The organism is Microbacterium sp. HA-8 (assembly GCF_046111165.1).
In the GTDB taxonomy this organism is placed as follows: Bacteria; Actinomycetota; Actinomycetes; order Actinomycetales; family Microbacteriaceae; genus Microbacterium.
In genome coordinates, this window is sequence record NZ_CP162025.1 from 2,612,374 (window position 1) to 2,630,934 (window position 18,561).

An 18,561-nucleotide genomic window follows, 5' to 3' on the forward strand; every position below is an offset into this window, starting at 1 on the left:
GGGGCAACACGGCGTGACGACGCGCTCATCCTCCACCTACCCTGGCGGCATGAGTGAGCTGAACCTTCCGGTGCTCGATCTGTCGGCACTCGACCGGGGCGCAGAGGCGTCCGAGCGCTTTCGGCAGGAGCTGCGCGCCGCCACCCACGAGGTGGGATTCTTCTATCTCACCGGTACCGGCGTGACGGCCGACCTCGAGGCACGCCTGCACAGTGTCGCGCGGCGGTTCTTCGAGCTGCCCGAGGCTGACAAGCTGGCGATCGAGAACGTCCGAAGCCCGCACTTCCGGGGCTACACGAGGGTCGGCGGGGAGCGCACCCGGGGCGCGGTCGACTGGCGCGAGCAGATCGACATCGGCCCGGAACGCGAGGCGGTGCGGGATGCCGCGTCTCCCGATTTCGCGCGGCTCATCGGCCCGAACATGTGGCCCGACGCCCTCCCCGAACTGCGCGACGTGGTCGCCGAGTGGCACGATCACCTGGCCGGCGTGTCCCGCAAGCTGCTGCGCGCCTGGGCGCTCGCCCTCGGCGCACCCGAGGACTACTTCGCCGCGCCCTTCGGCGAGCCGTCCACGCTGATCAAGATCATCCGCTACCCCGGCACCGACGACCCCGAGCCCGCGCAGGGCGTCGGAGCCCACAAGGACTCGGGCGTGCTCACCCTGCTCTGGATCGAGCCCGGAAAGGGCGGCCTGCAGGTAGAGCGCGACGGGGTCTGGGTCGATGCGCCTCCCGTTCCCGGGGCCTTCGTCGTCAACATCGGCGAGATGCTCGAGTACGCCACGCAGGGCTACCTCACGGCCACCAATCACCGTGTGCTCTCACCGCGGTCGCCCGAAGACCGCATCTCGGTGCCGTTCTTCTTCAACCCCGCGCTCGATGCGACCCTGCCGCTGATCGAGCTGCCGCCGGAGCTGGCCGCCCGCGCCTCCGGGGTCTCCGACGACCCGTCGAATCCGATTCACGCCCTGTACGGCGAGAACGCCCTCAAGTCGCGGCTGCGCGCGCACCCCGACGTCGCCGAGCGCTGGCACGCGGATCTCCTGGCGGCGCGCGCCTGACACGAGGAAGGGCCGCCCCACACCTGGGACGGCCCTTCAAGAAGTTTCGTGCGATTGAACGCTGGCGCGACTTAGCGGCGCAGCCCCAGCTTCTCGATCAACGCGCGGTAGCGGTTGATGTCGATGTCCTGGAGGTAGCCGAGCAGACGACGGCGCTGACCGACCATCAGGAACAGACCACGACGCGAGTGGTGGTCGTGCTTGTGCTCCTTCAGGTGCTCTGTGAGGTCCTTGATGCGCTGCGTCAGCATCGCGACCTGCACCTCGGGGGATCCGGTGTCACCGGGGTGCGTCGCGTACTCTTCGATGATCGCCTTCTTGGCTTCGAATTCAAGCGGCATAGAGGGGATCCCCTTTCTCTTCATTGCGCGGCGCCCATCGCCTGATGCGTGAGCTCTCTTTATCCGCGGCCGATCGAACGGCAACCTGAAGAGTCTACAGGCAAACCGATCCGCGCGCGGACACGAGAAAGGGGTGGATGCGGCGACCCATCGGCCGCGACATCCACCCCTGCTCGCGATGTCAGGCCTGCAGCGAACCCTGCAGGTCGAGGGTGATCGTCACGTCCTTGCCGACGAGCACGCCGCCGGTCTCGAGCGCGGCGTTCCACGTCAGACCGAAGTCCTCGCGGTTGATGACGGTCTTGGCGCTGGCGCCGGCCTTGTAGTTGCCGTAGGGGTCGGTGCCGAATCCACCGAAGTCGAGCTCGAACGTGACGGTCTTGGTGATGCCGCGGATCGTGAGGTCGCCGTCGATGTAGAGGTCGTCACCCTCGATGCGGGCACCGGTGGAGCGGAAGTCCATCGTCGGGTAGGTCTCGGCATCGAAGAAGTCGGCCGAGCGCAGGTGCTGGTCGCGGTTCTCGTCCTTCGTGTCGATCGAGGCGACGTCGACGCTGGCGGTGACCTCGGCCTCGAGCGGGTTCTCGGGGGCGACGAGCGTGGCGCTCTTGACACCGAAGGTGCCGCGCACCTTCGAGATCATCATGTGGCGGACGCTGAAGGTGACCTCGCTGTGCGAAGGGTCGAGAACCCAGGTGCCGGGCTTGTAACCGGGAAGGTCGAGGGTGGTGGCGCTCATGCTGTCTCCTTGGGGATCGTGGGTGCCGTGTGCACGGCGTCTTTCGTCGTCAACCAGTATGCAGGTGCATGTATTCCGATGCGCGACGACGATGTGACGAAACGATGAACGACCCCGGCGCCGCCGGGGTCGTTCGATGCGGGGCGGGTCAGCCGACGGCGATGAGGTCGATCACGAAGATGAGCGTCTTGCCGCCGAGGAAGTGCCCACCCGGAGGGCCGTACGCGAGCGCCGGCGGGATGACCAACTCGCGACGCCCGCCGGCCTTCATGCCCGGAATGCCGTCCTGCCAGCCCTGGATCAGACCGCGCAGAGGGAACTGGATGCTCTCGCCCCGGTTCCAGGAGGAGTCGAACTCCTCGCCGGTCTCGTACTCCACTCCGACGTAGTGGACGGTGACGGTGTCGCCGGGCTTCGCCTCGGCGCCGGTGCCCTCGATCAGGTCCCTGACCACCAGTTCGGTCGGGGCGTCGCCGACGGGGGCGTCGATTTCGGGCTTGGTGCGCTCATCAGTCATGGTTCCATCCAACCCGAGCCGGACGCGGGCGTCAAAGCACGCCGGCGCGGCCGTCAAGAGGGGTTGACACCTGCGCGCGGCCCGGGCAACCTGGGTTCAGGCCGACTCAGCGCCCGGTTGACACGCAGGCATCGCCGCGGCACCGGGCGCTGAGTTTTAGAGTGCGAGCAGGGATTCCCGCGCCGCCGCCGTCCGCTGGAGCAGCACGCGCTCGTCTTCGACCGCGTGGGGATCCCGTCCCGAGATGGCCCGCTGACGGGCCGCCGCGAGCCCCGTCGCGTCGGCGATGAACTCTCGCATGATCGCCGTGCGATCCCCGCGCAGACCGCGCGCCCACGCCAGCCCCCGCTTGCGACCGGCGCCTGTGGCGAGCATGTCGACCTCCTGCGATGTGAACCAGCCCGCTGCGGCGTACTCCCCCAGTCGCTGGTGGGTCAGACGCGACTCCTGCCGTCGGAGCGCGACGATGCCCAGGATGAAGCCGACGAACAACGGCACCTGCAGGGTGAGGTAGAGCGCGAAGAAGTCGCCGAGCATCGCGGAGCCGTTCCAGAAGGCGTGCAGCAGGATCGCTCCGACGAGCCCCAGCATCCAGTACCCGAGCACTCCCCCGCGCGCGCCCCGGCGAGCGGCGAGGCCCAAGGCGAACCCGATGATCGCCGTGAACATGGCGTGGGCGAAGGGCGAGAGGATGCCGCGCACGAAGAAGGTGCCGGTGACATCCTCGATCCCTCCCTGCAGGAAGCTGATCGCGAAGTACTGGATGTTCTCGGTGAAGGCGAATCCCGCGCCCACCAGAGCGCCGTAGACGACTCCGTCGACCGGGCCGTCGAAGGCGCGCCGGGCGGTGGCGAAGATGATGAGCAGGCCGAGACCCTTGGCGACCTCTTCGACCACCGGCGCCTGCACGACGCTCGAGAAGAGCTCGCGCGCGAGGGTGTCGTCGCGGCCGATCAGGAACACGATGCCGAGGTCCACGAGCAGCGCGATCGCGACGGAGGCGACCGCGCCCCAGGCGACCGCGAGCACGAGGAGACTGCGTGGTTCGGGCTCCCAGCGGTCCACGAGGCGCACCGCGAGCAGCACCCCGACGAAGGGCACCAGCGCCAGCACGAGCCCGAGGATGGACGCCCCCGCCCCGAGAAAGGTGAGGAAGTAGCCCACGAGTCCCACCGAGACCAGGACGAGGGCACCGAGCAGCCAGAGGGAAGCGCTGCGCCCCCTGCGCGGCACCTCGGGCAGTTGCGGGAGCGTGTGCACCGTCGGAGGTGGCGGCGGGATGTAGGCGCCGGTCGCATGGGGAGGCTGATCGAGGGCCGATGAGAACGACGCGGACGGCACGCCGTCGCGGCGATCCTGTGGCGGCCAGGGGGGTGGGGCGTACGTCACAACCGTCAGCCTAAGCGCGCACGCCCGGTAGCGTGGAGACGTGCGTTTTGCCCACATCGTCGTATCCCCGTCCGCGCCTCCCGTTCTGGCGGTGGTCGTCGGCGACCACGCCGTTCCCGTGCCGGGACTGTTCGAGGGGGCGCCGCGCGATCTGCAGACGCTCGTCGAGGGCGGTGACGAGATGCTCGCCCGGGTGCGCGCGGCGAGCGAAGACCTGCCGACCACCGCCCCCCGGCATCCCCTCGCTGACGTCTCGTTCGCGTCCGCCGTCGACCGGCCGCCGCTGATCCTCGCGATCGGATTGAACTACTCTGCGCACTCGAGCGAGCTGGGTCTGAAGACCGACGCGGCGCCCACCGTCTTCTGCCTCTGGCCCAACTCCCTGACGGGCCACGAGGGCACCACCTCGTGGCCGCGCTCGCTCAGCGAGTCGGTCGACTACGAGGCCGAACTCGGCGTCATCATCGGGCGCCCCGCACACGATGTGTCTCCCGCCGACGCGCTCGATCACGTCTGGGGCTACACCGTCGTCAACGACATCACGGCCCGCGACATCCAGTTCTCGGAGGCGCAGTGGTCGCGATGCAAGTCGTTCGACGGCTTCACCCCCACGGGGCCGTTCGTGGTCACCGCCGACGAGATCCCCGACCCACAGGACTTGCACATCTGGGCAGTCGTCGACGGTCGGACGGTGCAAGATGCGACAACGGGCCAGATGGTGCGCTCGGTCGCCACGCTGATCGCTCACCTGTCGAGTTCGGCCACTCTGCTGCCCGGCACGCTCATCTCCACCGGCAGCCCCGGAGGGGCCGGATACTCCCGCGACCCGCAGATCTTCCTGCGCGACCGCTCGAGCGTCACCGTCGGCGTCGCCGGCATCGGTGAGCTGACGACGCACTGCCGCATCACGGACTGAGGCGGGATGCCGGGGGTCAGTGATCCTCGGGTGCCACCTGGATCGGGATGGCCGCGGTGATCGCCTCGAGTCCCGACAGGCGCGCCGGCGAGAGCTGTTTGGCGACGTCCTCGCGCGACATCAGACCCGCCTCGACGACGAGGTCACCGACGTTCCGCCCCGTCAGCAGCGCCGCTTTCGCCAGCGCCGCCGACGCCGCGTAGCCGATGAACGGCGTCAGCGCGGTGATGACACCCACGGAGGCGCCCACCATCGCCCCGAGTCGCTCGCGATTGGCGGTGATGCCGTCCACGCAGTTGACGCGAAGGGTGTACATCGCTTGACGCATCCAGGTGATCGACTGGAAGATCGAGTGGGCGATCACCGGCTCGAACGCGTTGAGCTGCAGCTGACCGGCCTCGACAGCCATGGTCACCGTGGTGTCGGCGCCGACGACCGCGAAGGCGACCTGGTTGACGACCTCGGGGATCACCGGATTGACCTTGCCGGGCATGATGCTGGAGCCCGCCTGACGCGCCGGCAGGTTGATCTCGCCGAGACCCGCCTGCGGTCCCGATGAGAGCAGGCGCAGATCGTTGCAGATCTTGGAGAGCTTGATCGCGTTGCGTTTGAGCGACGAGGAGAAGGACATGAACGCGCCGGTGTCGCTCGTGGACTCCACGAGGTCGGTGGCGGTTTCGAGGTCGAGGCCCGAGATGTCGCGCAGGTGATGCAGCACGGCCCTCGCGTAGGCGGGGTGCGTCGTGATTCCGGTGCCGATCGCCGTGGCGCCCATGTTGATCTCGGTCAGCAGGTAGGCGTTCTCTTTCAGCCGGTTCCAGTCCTCGCGAAGAGTGGTCGCGAAACCGTTGAACTCCTGCCCGAGGGTCATCGGCACGGCATCCTGCAACTGCGTGCGACCGACCTTCAGCACGTCGTGGAACTCGTGCGCCTTGGCCAGGAACGATCGACGGAGCAGATCGAGCTGCTCGAGCAGGGCACGCAGATCCAGGCTCAGCCCGACCTTGATGGCCGTGGGATACACGTCGTTGGTGGATTGGCTGCGGTTGGTGTGATCGATCGGCGACAGGAACGCGTAGTCGCCCTTCTCCCGGCCCGCCATCTCGAGCGCGATGTTGGTGATGACCTCGTTCGCGTTCATGTTGGTCGACGTGCCGGCGCCGCCCTGGATGACGCCGACGACGAACTGGTCGTGGAACTCGCCGTCGATCACCCGCTGCGCGGCGCCATCGATCAGGTCGGCTCGCTCGGCATCGAGCACACCGATCTCGCGATTCGCGCGGGCCGAGGCCTGCTTGACCATGGCGAGTGCGCGCACGAGGTCCGGATAGACCGAGATCGGCCGCTTGCTGATCGGGAAGTTCTCGAGCGCCCGGGCGGTGTGAATGCCCCAGTAGGCATCGTCGGGGATCTCGAGCGATCCCAGGGAGTCGGATTCGGAACGGGTGCGCGTCATTGCGTCGAGGGCCACGGGGTGTCCTTGTGGGTCGGTCACGGCGGGGATGGGATGCCACCGAGCCTACTCTCGCGGAGCCCGGCCGATCAGGATCGCGGCGGCTTGCGGGAGAAGCGCTCGAGTCGCTCCTCGGGGGTGATCGCAGACATCCGCTCGTACCATTCCGGCGAGAAGTAGTCGCCGGAATCGGCGCCCGCCACCGGCACGACGGAGTGAGTGATGGTGTGTTCGTAGACGTGCACGAGGTGGAACGACTGTCCGGCGTCCATGCCGTTGATGGATGTCGGGGGCCGGGCGATGTCCATGGTGTAGCAGGTGGCGGCCGAGACACTCACGGGCACGCCCGCGAACGTGCCGTGGGTGGAGTAATGCAGGTGCCCGGCGAGGATCGCGCGCACGTCGGAGCCCGCGATCGCCTCGGCCAGCAGATCTTGGCGGCGCAGTTCGAGGATGCCGAACAGCGGAACGTGGCTGGGCAGGGGCGGGTGATGCAGCGCGAGGATCGTGCCCATCGGGGCGGGCTGCGCGAGACGCCCGCGCAGCCACGAGAGCTGCGCGTCGTCGATGTCGCCGTGATGCCAGCCGGGCACGGTCGAATCGAGCGCGATCAGGCGCAGCCCGCCGAGATCCCACTCCCCCGTGATCGCCTGCTCCGTGGGCTCGAGCCCCAGCAAGTCGCGGCGCATCTCGGGGCGCTCGTCGTGATTGCCGGCGACCCACGCGACGGGGGCGCCGAGTCGCTCGGCGACGGGTTCGACCAGTTCGCGCAGACGCGCGTACGCGGAGGCCTCGCCGAGGTCGGTCAGATCTCCCGTGAAGACGAACGCGTCGGGACGAACGCCCAGCGATTCGACCCGCTCGAGCGTGCGCCGCAGATTGTCCTCGGTGTCGTATCGGTCACCGAGGCGCCTGTCGCCGGCCAGGAGATGGGTGTCGCTGAGGTGCAGCAGCGTGCGCGCGGCGGGAGGATGCTGCCCGAAGGCGGGCGCGGGCATGTTCACCCCGCAAGCCTACGGGCAGCCCTCGACGTGCCCGGCAATCCGCTGGCGGCTTCGCCGCGAACAACTCCCAGGCGGTCGGAGCGGCTGCGCAGGAGCGGAGGATCGGCATGGTCAGCACACTCAGCCGGCGCGGAAGCGTGATCTGGAGCGCGATCGCCGGCGTCGTCAGCGCTGCGGCCTTCCTCGCCGTCGCGGAGCTCGTCGCCCTCATCGTCGCCCGCGAGGGCAGCCCGATCCTCGCCGTCGGCTCCTTCGTGATCGACATCGTCCCGCAGCCCCTCAAAGAGCTCGCCATCTCGACCTTCGGCGCGTACGACAAGATCGCGCTGCTGATCGGACTCGCGCTCGCGGTGCTGGTCGCCTCGGCGATCGCCGGGATGCTGGAGCTCTGGCGCCCGTTCGCGGGCGTCGCCGCGATGGGGATCGCCGGTGTCCTCTCGATCGCCGCGATCGTGACGCGCGCTGGGGCCACGCCCCTTGCGGCGATTCCGCCGATCGTCGGAGCGGCTGCCGGTGGCGTGCTGATCTTCGTCCTCGTACGACGTGCGCGCGCGTGGCGCGAGGGGACCCGCACGGCAGCGGAAGCCGACACGGACAGCGTGGCCGCCGGCGGCACCACCGCGAATCCCGACCGTCGCGCCTTCTTCCGCCTGACGGCGATCGCCGCCGTCTCCGCGGCGGTGGTCGGGATCGGCGCACGGCTGGTGAACACCGCGACGTCCTCGATCGCGAATGTTCGCGAGGCGCTGCGACTGCCCAGCCCCCGGACCACGGTGACGATCCCCGCCGGCGCCGAGCTCGACATCCCGGGCCTGTCCGACCTCATCACCCCCAACGCCGACTTCTACCGCGTGGACACCGCGCTGACCGTGCCGTCGGTCGATCCGTCCGCGTGGCGGCTCGCGGTCACCGGGATGGTCGACGAACCGTTCGAGCTGAGCTTCGATGACCTCGTCGGGATGGGGCTGGATGAATACGCCATCACGCTGACCTGCGTGTCGAACGAGGTCGGCGGCGGCCTCGTCGGCAACGCGATCTGGCAGGGGATCCCCCTGCGCGATGTGCTGCGCCGTGCGGGAGTGCAGGAGGGCGCCGACATGGTGCTCTCCCGTTCGGTCGACGGATACACCGCGAGCACACCGCTCGAAACGCTCACCGACGAGGGCCGCGACGCGATCCTGGCCGTGGCGATGAACGGCGCGCCGCTGCCGCTCGAGCACGGGTTCCCGGTGCGCATGGTCGTCCCCGGGCTGTACGGATACGTCTCGGCGACCAAGTGGGTCACGGAGTTGAAGGTGACGACGTTCGCCGCGGACGAGGCCTACTGGACGCCCCGCGGATACAGCGCTCGCGCCCCCATCAAGATGTCCTCGCGCATCGACACTCCGCGCTCGGGAACCCCCGTCGCAGCCGGGCGGGTGCCGATCGCCGGCGTGGCGTGGGCGCAGACGACCGGGATCTCGCGCGTGGAGGTCAAGGTGGACGACGGCGACTGGATGCCCGCGACGCTGTCGACGCCGATCAACGCGGACACGTGGGTGCAGTGGTTCACCGAGTGGGACGCAACCCCCGGCACGCACTACGTGACCGTGCGCGCCGTCGACGCGAGCGGCGTGACGCAGATCGAGGATCGGGCACCGATCGCGCCCGACGGCTCATCCGGATGGCAGCGCACGTTGATCACCGTGAATTGATCCGGCCCACAGACTGGCGCGGCTCGCCCGGGGGGTATTGACTGAGCGGCAGCCGGCCCCTCCCGTGCAGCCGGCCGAAGGTCGGGCAGGGCATGAAGAAATGGTCCGTCGTCGTCATCCTCGGGTGCGCGCAGTTCGTGATGGTGCTGGATGGCACCGTGATGAACGTCTCGATCGCGACGGTGGTCGAGGACCTCGACAGCAGCGTCGCCTCCATGCAGGCCGCCATCACCTTCTACACGCTCACGATGGCGGCCTTCATGCTGCTCGGCGCCAAGCTGGGTGATGTGTGGGGCCGACGCCGTGCGCTCGTGATCGGCTCCATCATCTACGCGGTCGGCTCCCTCGTCACCGCGCTCAGTCCCACGATGGGCGTGCTGTTCCTCGGATGGTCGATCATCGAGGGGCTCGGGGCGGTTCTGGTCATCCCCGCGGTCGCGGCCCTCATCGCCGACAACTACACCGGTCGGGCGCGCATCACGGCGTTCGCGACGATCGGCGCCGTGTCCGGCGCCGCCGTGGCTGCCGGTCCCCTCATCGGCGGCGCCGTGACCACCTACGCGAACTGGCGGTACGTCTTCGTCGCCGAGGTCGTCATCATGGCCGTCGTCGTGCTGCTGGCCCGCAGCATCCCCCAGGCCGCGGCTCCGCGCGCGGTGCGGATCGATGCGCCGAGCGTGCTCGTGTCGGCGCTCGGTCTTGTCCTCCTCATCTTCGGGATGCTGCAGAGCAAGACCTGGGGCTGGATCATTCCCGCGCATCCACCGGTGATCGCCGGCGTCGCGGTCGCACCCCTCGGAGTCTCGCTCTCGGCCTGGTTCGTGGTCGCGGGGGCGGCGCTGCTGTTCGTGTTCGTCGCTCGACAGCGGCGGCTCAGCGCCACCGGTCGCGACCCTCTCCTGCACGTGGAGCTGCTGCAGCTGCTGCAGCTGCGCAGCGGCCTCGGCGCGCTGGGGGGACAGTATGCGGTCACGGCCGGGTTGTTCTTCATGGTGCCGGTGTACCTGCAGATGACGCTGGGCCTCGACGCCCTCCAGACGGGCGTGCGCATCTTCCCGCTCTCGCTCTCGCTCATCCTCTTCTCGATCCTCGGCACGCGCCTGGCCACGACGTGGTCGCCGCGCAGGATCGTCCGCACGGGTCAGGTCGTCCTCGTGGCCAGCTGCGTCGTGCTGCTCTCCGCCATCGATCCGGAGTTGTCGGGGTGGCCCTTCGGGATCGGCATGTTCTGCGCGGGGGCGGCGCTCGGGCTCCTCGCCTCGCAGCTGGGCAATGTCAACATGTCGGCCGTGACCGAGAAGGACACGAGCGAAGTCGGGGGCATGCAGGGCGTCTTCCAGAACCTCGGTTCCTCGCTCGGCACGGCTCTCATCGGGTCGGTGCTCATCGGCTCCCTCGCCACGTCGTTCGCGGCGGGTATCGCCCAGTCGGCTCTCCCCGACGAGGTCCGGCAGACCGTGAGCGAACGGACGGCCGGCGGCGTCGAGATCCTCCCGGCCGCGAGCATCCCCGACATCGCGAGGGAGGCGGGCTTGAGCGATGCCGACGCGGTGCTCCTCGCCCGGGTCTACACCGACTCGCAGCTCGCTTCGCTGCGCACGGCGTTCTTCGGTCTCATCGCGCTGGCGCTCTTTGCGCTGCTGTTCTCCCGCGGCATCCCGAACGACGTCTTGACCACCGCCGGTGCGCGCCGGCGCGCGTCTTGAGCGCGCCCCGGTCAGCCGCCTCATCGCCGCCGCCTGAGCACCGTGGGTCGGCGGGTCTGCTCGCTCGGATAGCGTGGATACGTGAGCATCGATGACGCCCTGACCCCGGCATCCCCCCGCCCCGCAGACCACGCTGGTGAGGCCGGCGCTCCCGTCGCCGCGCGCCGGCCGCAGCCGCGCGAGCACCACGGCGACAGCATCGACGACCCGTACGAGTGGATGCGGGCGAAAGACGATGCCGACGTCATCGCGCACCTCGAGGCAGAGAACGCGTATACCGAGGTCCGCACCGCGCACCTCGAGCGCCTGCGCGAGCGCATCTTCGACGAGATCAAGGGCCGCACACTCGAGACCGACCTTTCGGTGCCCTCACGCCGCGGGGAGTGGTGGTACTACGGTCGCACGGTCGAGGGCAAGCAGTACGGCATCCAGTGCCGTGCACCCCTGGCCTCCCCCGATGACTGGACACCGCCCCAGCTGGAGCCCGGCGTCGACGTGCCCGGCGAGCAGGTCCTGCTCGATGCCAACGTTGAAGCCGAGGGACACGAGTTCTTCTCGCTCGGATCGTTCGATGTCAGCGACGACGGCCGCAGGATGCTGTACGGAGTCGACGTCACGGGAGACGAGCGGTACACCGTGCGCGTGCGCGATCTCGAGACCGGCGAACAGCTGAGCGACGAGATCTCCGGCACCGCGTCGGGCGCGGAGTTCTCGCCCGACGGCGCGACCATCGTCTACACCACCGTCGACGACGCGTGGCGTCCCGATACCCTCTGGGCCCACACCGTCGGCGCGCCCCTCGAGGACGACGTACGCATCTTCCACGAAGCCGACGAGCGGTACTGGCTGGGCGGTGGGTTCACCCGCAGCGAGAAGTACCTCGTCATCGGACTCGGGTCCTCCATCACCTCCGAGTACTGGCTCGTGCCCGCCGACGACCTCGGTGCGGCGCCGCGCGTCGTGTGGCCGCGGGTCGAGGGCGTGGAGTACTCCGTCGACCACGCCGTGATCGACGGAGAGGACACCCTCTACATCCTCCACAACGATCAGGCTCTGGATTTCGAACTCGTGCGGGTTCCGGCATCCGACCCCTCGGCGCCGCGCACGGTCGTCGTCGCCCACTCCCCCGGTGTCCGTCTGCTCGATGTGGACTGCTTCCGCGACTTCGCGACGATCGAGTACCGCCGGGGAGGTCTCGCGCGCACCGGACTGCTCGACTACGGCACGGGCGGCATCGAGGAGCTGGAGTTCGACGAACCGCTCTACACTGCGGGATTCGGCGGCAACCGGGAGTGGGCACCGCCGATGCTGCGGCTGGGATACGACTCCTTCGTCACGCCGAACACCGTCTACGACTACCGCCTCGCCGACCGCAGGCTGCTGCTGCGCAAGCGGCAGCCCGTGCTCGGCGGCTACAGCGCGCAGGACTACGCGCAGGCCCGCGTCTGGGCGACGGCCGCCGACGGTACGCAGGTGCCGATCTCCCTCGTGTGGAAGCGCTCGTTCGGTGAGGCGGGTGCGTCTGTCCGCGCACTTCACCTCTACGGCTACGGCTCGTACGAGCACTCGATCGAGCCCCGCTTCTCCGTGGCCCGCCTGTCGGAACTCGATCGCGGAGTGATCTTCGCGGTCGCCCACGTGCGCGGCGGCGGAGAGATGGGTCGGCAGTGGTACGAAGACGGCAAGCTGACCCGCAAACGCAACACCTTCACCGACTTCGTCGACGCGGCACGGCACCTGGTGGAGGCGGGCTACACGAGCCCCGATCGTATGGTCGCCGAGGGCGGGAGCGCCGGCGGCCTGCTGATGGGCGCCATTGCGAATCTTGCACCCGAGCTGTTCGCGGGCGTCCTGGCCGAGGTGCCCTTCGTCGACGCGCTGACGACGATCCTCGATCCGTCACTTCCGCTGACGGTCATCGAGTGGGACGAGTGGGGCAACCCGCTGCATGACGCTGATGTGTACGCGTACATGAAGTCCTACACCCCCTACGAGAACGTGCGGGAGGGTGTCGCCTATCCGCGCATCCTCGCGGTCACCTCGCTCAACGACACCCGCGTGATGTACGTCGAACCCGCGAAGTGGGTTGCGCGTCTGCGCGAGGTGGGCGCCGACGCTCTGCTCAAGTGCGAGATGGTCGCCGGGCACGGCGGCGTATCCGGGCGATACAACGCCTGGCGCGAGCGCGCATTCGAGCTCGCCTGGCTGCTCGATGTGGTCGGTGCCGCCGACGCCTGAGCGCAGCATCCCTCGGTCGGCTTCGCGTGTCCCGATTTCCGTCGCCTCGGGGTGCGGGCGGCGACAAGAAGTGGGACACGCACGAGCGAGCGCGAGCTCGCTACTGCGGCGGACGCCAGCCGGCACGAAGAAGCGCATCGCGCACACGGCGAACCGCTTCAGCACCCCCGCCGCGCATGTGATGCCGCATGATGCGCACGTGTTCCCAGCCCTCCCGACGGATGCGGTCCCACCGGTCGACGTCGCGGGCGAACTGCCCACCGTCGAGCTCATGAACCCGGCCGTCGTACTCGGGACACACACGCCATCGGGGAAATGCCAGATCCAGCTCGGCCACCGGCATCCCGTGCTCGTCGCGGAGGATCCAGTTGATCTCGGGCTCCGGAAGTCCGCCCCGCGCGAGGACGAGGCGAAGCGTGCTCTCACGAGGAGATCTGACCCCGACACGGGTCAAGACAAGAGCGGCGCGCAGGATCCCGCGCGGGTCACCCATCGTCTCGACCTCCGACCGCAGGTCTTCGATCGCCAGCGGCGATGCGGAGAGCAGATGATCCGCAGCCGCGACGAGATCGTCGAGCCGCCAGGTCATGCCGGCCTGACGCCACGCGCGCACGGGCGACTCGATCGGTATGCCCAGGAGGTCATCGCTCCACGCAGGCTCTCGGTGCTGCAGACGATGACCGACGACCCCGGGGGTACGCGGCTCGCGGGCGGGACGATAGGCCGAGACATGGATCGCCGTGCGATGGGGCCATGGAGGCGTCGGAACACCGTAAAGAGCCAACGCCGTCTCATGAGAGAAGAACTGCCCCGGTCGCAGCCTCGGCGAATACTCCCTGACTTGATCCCGCAACGTGTCCGCGGGCGGGAGTGATGCGCGCACGCGCACCCCGGGATACGGGCGGCGCAGATCCTGCCGCCGCAGGCGTTCGGGTCCGATTCCGAGGGCGGCAGCGTCACGAACGGAGAAGGGTCCGGCGAGATCGTCGGGCAAAGCATAGGGCTCGTGCATCCCGCCAGCATCCGCGTCTGGCGCATCGCTCGCCGTGGCCGAGCGACGAACGGTGGATGCTGTCGCCCGCACCCCTGCTGAGGAGTAGGCGTCGAGCGAGCACAGCGCACTCTCCGGCAATGTCCCAGAACTCGTCGCCTCCGGCGCACCTCAGCGACGGAAATCGGGACACCCGGAGGAGAGAGGATCGTCGGCTCACCGGGGATGTCCCGATTTCTGTCGCTCGCGCGCAGGCGAGACGACAGAAATCGGGACACGCATGAGCGGGGCCGGCGCTAGCCGAAGAGGGCGGCGGCCTCGTCGTAGCGGTAGCGGGGCACGGTGTTGAGCTCACCCAGCGCGTCGGCGAAGGGCACCCGCACGATGTCGGTACCGCGAAGCGCGACCATCTGGCCCCAGGCTCCCTCGACGACGGCGTCCGCGGCGTGCAGACCGAGGCGCGTCGCGAGCACGCGATCGAAGCCGGACGGAGCGCCACCGCGCTGGATGTGACCGAGCACCGTCGCGCGGGTCTCGATGCCGGTGATCCGCTCGATCTCGGGCGCGAGGACCTCGCTGATCCCGCCGAGGCGGGGACGGTTGAACGCGTCCAACCCCTTGTCGGAGTATGCCTCGTCCATGCCGGTGAGGGTGAAGCCCTCGGACACGACGACCAGCGGCGCCCGCCCGCGATCGTGGGCACGCGACACCAGAGCGGTGATGTCGTCGATCGACATCGGCACCTCGGGGATGAGGATCGCGTGCGCCCCCGCCGCGATGCCTGCGTGCAGGGCGATCCAGCCGACGTGGCGCCCCATGACCTCGGCGACCATGCAGCGCTGGTGCGAGTCGCCCGTGGTGCGAAGTCGATCCATCGCGTCGGTCGCGATGTTGACGGCCGTGTCGAAGCCGAAGGAGTAGTCGGTGGCTCGCAGATCGTTGTCGATCGTCTTGGGCACGCCGATGACGTTGATGCCGTCGCCCGCCAGCCGGTTGGCGGCGGCCAGGGTGCCCTCTCCCCCGATGGCGATGATGCCGTCGAGGCGGTGCCCGTACATCGTCTTGGCGATGTTCTCCGCCCCACCGCGCGGGCCCTCATAAGGGTTGGTGCGGCTCGTGCCGAGGATGGTGCCGCCCACCTTGGACAGGCCCTTGACCTCATGGCGAGTCAACGGGAAGAAGTCTCCGTCGACGACCCCGCGCCATCCGTCGCGGATCCCCACGAACTCGAGATCGTAGGCCGTCGTCCCCTTGAGCACGACGCCGCGGATGACCGCGTTCAGACCGGGGCAGTCGCCGCCGCTCGTGAGGATGCCGATCTTCATGGTGTGGTCCTTGCTGTCGGGGGGGGTGCGAATCGGCGACGCTGCCGCATCCGACACTATCGCCGGACGCGGGCGCCTGCCACACGGCGCGGCGCCGCCGCTAGTAGCCCGAGAGCGCCGACCGCGTGAGGTGCATGAGCGCGCTCAGCTGCACCGAATCGCTCGAGCCGGGCTCGACCGCGACGCCATCGAGCGCCCGCAGTGCGAGCGACTGCTTCGAGTCGATCAGCTCGGCGATCTTGGTGTCGATGGTGTGCGCCGCGATGATCCGCCACGCCGTAACGGGCTCGTCCTGGCCGATGCGGTGCACGCGGTCGATCGCCTGCGTCTGCTCGGCCGCCGTCCACGAGAGCTCCGCGAGCACGACGTTCGACGCGGCCTGCAGGTTGAGGCCGACGCCCGCCGCCGTGAGCGAGCAGACCGCGATGCCCACCTCGGGGTCGCCGTTGAAGGCGTCGATCGCGTCCTGACGCGCCGGTGTCGTCTGATCGCCGCGGATCGACACCGTGCGCACGCCCACCGACGCGAAGTGCGCCTCGGCCTGGTCCATGACGTCGATGTGCTTGGCGAAGAAGACCACCTTGCCCACCGAACGCTGCAGCTGCGCCGCATAATCCGCGGCCAGGTGCGCCTTGGCCTGACCGATGCGGCGCACCATCGTGAAGACGTTCTCGCTGCCGCTGGAGGCCGCCTTGGACTCGTCGAGCTCGTTCTGCGCGACGAGGCGCACGATGTCCTCGTCGATCTCATCCCCGAGGCCTTCGCCGCGTCCGCGCGAGCCCCGCGCGTCGATGATGCGCTGGTATCGTGCCGCGAGGCGCTCCGCGAGCTCGCGCTCGGCCGCCCGGATCGAGCGACCGAAGTCGTCGTCGAGCTCGACGGGCAGGTCGGCGATCAGCTTGTCGGGCAGGTCAGCCGCGACGTCCTTCTTCTTGCGCCGCACGATGCCCATCGAGATGACCGCGTCACGCGCCTCGGGATAGAAGGCCTTGTCGGCGGGGGTGAGTCCCGTGGCATCGAGCTTCTCCATCAGCTCGGGACCGGGCTTCTCGCCGTTGGTCCAGCCGAGGAAGCGCCAGATCGCGTCGAAGTCCTCGACATCGTTGATCAGCGGCGTACCGGTGAGAGCGAGCAGCAGCGGGTCGGCGCCGGGGGATGCCTGGCGCATGCGACCGGCCAGCGCGAGGACGTTCTGCGACCGCTGCGAGGTGAGGTTCTTGATGAAGTGGGCCTCGTCGACCACCATGCCCTTGAGGCCGAGGGAGCTGAGCCAGGACAGGTGCCGGTCGAGGATCTCGTAGTTGACGATGAAAACGTCGGCGAAGGCGTCGATCGTGTCACCGTCGCCCTGGATGACGGTTGCCCGGCGCTGCGGCGTCCACCGCTCGACCTCGCGCGCCCAGTTCATCTTCACGACGTTGGGCACCACGGCAAGCAGCGGGTACGCGTCCGCGACCGAGGCGGCCAGCAGCGACTGGGCGGTCTTTCCGAGACCCGGCTCGTCGGCCAGGAGGAACGTGCGGTGGCCCTCGCGCACCGCCTCGAGGAATCGCGACTGGTGCGCCATCACCTCGCGTCCCTTGGGCGAGAGTCGATCGAACTCGGGCACGGGGGGAAGCTCCATCGATGCTGCAGCACCGCCCGCACCGATCTCGAACGCCTTGTAGAGCGGACCCATCAGCTCCCAGCCGTCGAGACGGCGGCGCGGGGTGGTGGCGGGCGCCAGCTTGGTCAGATCGGGGGCCAGGAACGGGTTGGCCATCTGCCGCGCCTCGATCGCGGGCGGGGTGACCTGCCGCTCTGCGAGGGCCGCGGGAACCACGGGCGTCGCGGGCGGTGCGACATCGGTGATGATCAGCTCGTCGGCCGGAAGCTCGGCGCCGGATTCGAGCAGCCAGTCACGTCGCATGCGTCGTGCGACCGGCGACGCCGCCTGGTCGGCTTCGAGCAGCTGGATGAGCGACGTGTCGCGCGCGGCGGTCTTCGCCAGGATGGTGGCCACTCCGTCCAGGCGCTTGAGCAGCTCGGCGCGCACGGCGTCGGCGACCGACTGATCGGCCTTGACGCGCGCCCGCTCCTCACGCACGAGAAAGGCGATCACCTGGAACTTGACTCTGTTCGTGGGCCCCAGCTTTCCGCGCTGCGCCTTGGCCTCGACCTCGCGCACCTTGCGGGCGAGGATCGGGATCAGCGGGGCGTCGTCGTCGCGACGAGCGGACGACGTCTTGCGACGTCGCTGCAACTGTGGTTGCGCCGTGGTCGGCATGCTCCTCCTGAGCGTGTGCGCCGGCGATATCCGGCGTGGTCTCCGGCGCGGGGGCCGGCGAGCGGTTCGATGTCCGTGGGCGACCTGGGGCCGTGACAGAAACGGACGGGGTCGACGCGTACGACACTCGAGGTGCGTTGCCCAATACGGCGGCGGCGTCTGTCCCCTCCGACATTCTAGGGCATCATGCCCGCGCAGGCACGAAGCAGCGCCCGCGCGTCAGTGCCGGCGCAGTGATCAGCCCCACAGCATCCCGACGATGTCGTCGGTGTACCCCTCGGGGTCGTAGTTGATCCAGTGCGTCGAGATCCAGCCGTTGCCGCGCAGGTAGTGCGTCTCGCCGAAGTCGGCGACGTCATTCGTGCCCGACATGGTGCACAGCGTGCCCTGCCCAGCCTCTTCGCAGACGAGGCCCTTGGCCGGCAGAGTTTCGCGCAGCAGAGTCGCCTGGGCCGTGTCGACGATGGTGACGTTCGTGGCCAGCCCCACCTCGGATGGGACCCCCCACGAGCAGCGGATGCTGGGCGCCCCGGATTCGATGACCTCCAGCGCCTCGACGATCTGGCTCGAATACATCGTCACGCCCGGATCGTTCAGCGGCGGGTTCTGCTCGGTGAGCGTCGCGAGCATGTCGGCGGAGTAGATGTCTTCGCACCGGGCGGGAAGCGCGATGTCATCGCCTGCGCCGGCATCCGCCGACGCACTGGCCGACGGCGTCGCGCCGGGAGTGGACTGCGCGGGCGACGGGTCGCCGGTCGAGCTCGGAGTCGGTCCGGGCTCGGGCACGCAGCCGGCCAGGGCCAGGGCGGCGGACGCGAGGACCGCCGTGAGGGCACGGCGGCTGCGGGGCGTATCGGTGCGCATGTCTCCTCCAGAGGACGGGGCACCACGACCCTATCCGCGACGGCACCCGCGCATCCGC

General features: G+C 69.2%; 15 protein-coding genes. 5 read left to right on the top strand and 10 right to left on the bottom strand.

The genetic code is table 11. The annotated features are described in order from the left end of the window. Window positions 1-49 precede the first annotated feature (49 nt). The gene (locus AB2L57_RS12495) at window positions 50-1,060 is read left to right on the top strand and encodes an isopenicillin N synthase family oxygenase (protein ID WP_292812094.1); all 1,011 of its coding nucleotides are present in this window, start codon (window positions 50-52) and stop codon (window positions 1,058-1,060) included. Window positions 1,061-1,131: 71 nt separating this feature from the next. On the opposite strand, the gene rpsO is transcribed toward AB2L57_RS12495, so the two are convergent. The 4 genes from rpsO to AB2L57_RS12515 all read right to left on the bottom strand — a co-directional run bounded on the left by rpsO (window position 1,132) and on the right by AB2L57_RS12515 (window position 4,046). After that, window positions 1,132-1,401 (bottom strand): 30S ribosomal protein S15, encoded by a 270-nt coding sequence (gene rpsO / locus AB2L57_RS12500; protein WP_036299063.1) that lies wholly within the window; start codon window positions 1,399-1,401, stop codon window positions 1,132-1,134. Window positions 1,402-1,582: 181 nt separating this feature from the next. Continuing rightward, entirely contained in the window at window positions 1,583-2,140 is a 558-nt protein-coding gene (locus AB2L57_RS12505) for a YceI family protein (RefSeq protein ID WP_292812089.1), read from the bottom strand. 148 nt (window positions 2,141-2,288) lie between these two features. Further along, a complete protein-coding gene (locus AB2L57_RS12510; RefSeq protein WP_292812087.1) occupies window positions 2,289-2,657 on the bottom strand; it encodes an FKBP-type peptidyl-prolyl cis-trans isomerase in 369 nt (122 codons plus the stop codon). 156 nt (window positions 2,658-2,813) lie between these two features. Further along, window positions 2,814-4,046 (bottom strand): PrsW family intramembrane metalloprotease, encoded by a 1,233-nt coding sequence (locus AB2L57_RS12515; RefSeq protein WP_292812084.1) that lies wholly within the window; start codon window positions 4,044-4,046, stop codon window positions 2,814-2,816. Window positions 4,047-4,086: 40 nt separating this feature from the next. On the opposite strand from AB2L57_RS12515, the gene AB2L57_RS12520 reads away from it, so the two are divergent. Continuing rightward, window positions 4,087-4,962, top strand: coding sequence for a fumarylacetoacetate hydrolase family protein (locus AB2L57_RS12520; protein ID WP_292812082.1), 876 nt, complete (start codon window positions 4,087-4,089; stop codon window positions 4,960-4,962). 16 nt (window positions 4,963-4,978) lie between these two features. On the opposite strand, the gene AB2L57_RS12525 is transcribed toward AB2L57_RS12520, so the two are convergent. After that, window positions 4,979-6,433 (bottom strand): aspartate ammonia-lyase, encoded by a 1,455-nt coding sequence (locus AB2L57_RS12525; protein WP_292812080.1) that lies wholly within the window; start codon window positions 6,431-6,433, stop codon window positions 4,979-4,981. A gap of 71 nt (window positions 6,434-6,504) precedes the next feature. Continuing rightward, a complete protein-coding gene (locus AB2L57_RS12530) occupies window positions 6,505-7,413 on the bottom strand; it encodes a metallophosphoesterase (RefSeq protein ID WP_292812126.1) in 909 nt (302 codons plus the stop codon). A gap of 113 nt (window positions 7,414-7,526) precedes the next feature. Between AB2L57_RS12530 and AB2L57_RS12535 the strand changes: the two genes are divergently transcribed. From AB2L57_RS12535 to AB2L57_RS12545, 3 genes are all read left to right on the top strand, one after another. Then, the gene (locus AB2L57_RS12535; RefSeq protein WP_292812077.1) at window positions 7,527-9,113 is read left to right on the top strand and encodes a molybdopterin-dependent oxidoreductase; all 1,587 of its coding nucleotides are present in this window, start codon (window positions 7,527-7,529) and stop codon (window positions 9,111-9,113) included. A 92-nt stretch (window positions 9,114-9,205) separates the two neighbouring features. Then, a complete protein-coding gene (locus AB2L57_RS12540) occupies window positions 9,206-10,819 on the top strand; it encodes an MFS transporter (protein WP_409047239.1) in 1,614 nt (537 codons plus the stop codon). Between the two features lie 99 nt (window positions 10,820-10,918). After that, on the top strand, window positions 10,919-13,057 hold the full coding sequence (locus AB2L57_RS12545; RefSeq protein ID WP_409048625.1) for a S9 family peptidase: 2,139 nt from the start codon (window positions 10,919-10,921) through the stop codon (window positions 13,055-13,057). A 100-nt stretch (window positions 13,058-13,157) separates the two neighbouring features. Here the strand turns inward: AB2L57_RS12545 and AB2L57_RS12550 are convergent, their stop codons facing one another. The 4 genes from AB2L57_RS12550 to AB2L57_RS12565 form a co-directional block, all read right to left on the bottom strand. Further along, the gene (locus AB2L57_RS12550) at window positions 13,158-14,069 is read right to left on the bottom strand and encodes a hypothetical protein (protein ID WP_409047240.1); all 912 of its coding nucleotides are present in this window, start codon (window positions 14,067-14,069) and stop codon (window positions 13,158-13,160) included. Window positions 14,070-14,344: 275 nt separating this feature from the next. Continuing rightward, on the bottom strand, window positions 14,345-15,373 hold the full coding sequence (locus AB2L57_RS12555) for an ATP-dependent 6-phosphofructokinase (RefSeq protein WP_292813813.1): 1,029 nt from the start codon (window positions 15,371-15,373) through the stop codon (window positions 14,345-14,347). A gap of 100 nt (window positions 15,374-15,473) precedes the next feature. Continuing rightward, window positions 15,474-17,639 carry a DEAD/DEAH box helicase gene (locus tag AB2L57_RS12560; RefSeq protein ID WP_409047241.1) on the bottom strand — a complete coding sequence of 722 codons (2,166 nt, stop codon included), beginning with the start codon at window positions 17,637-17,639 and terminating at the stop codon, window positions 15,474-15,476. Between the two features lie 237 nt (window positions 17,640-17,876). Further along, entirely contained in the window at window positions 17,877-18,503 is a 627-nt protein-coding gene (locus AB2L57_RS12565; RefSeq protein ID WP_292813818.1) for a hypothetical protein, read from the bottom strand. Between the last annotated feature and the right edge of the window lie 58 nt (window positions 18,504-18,561).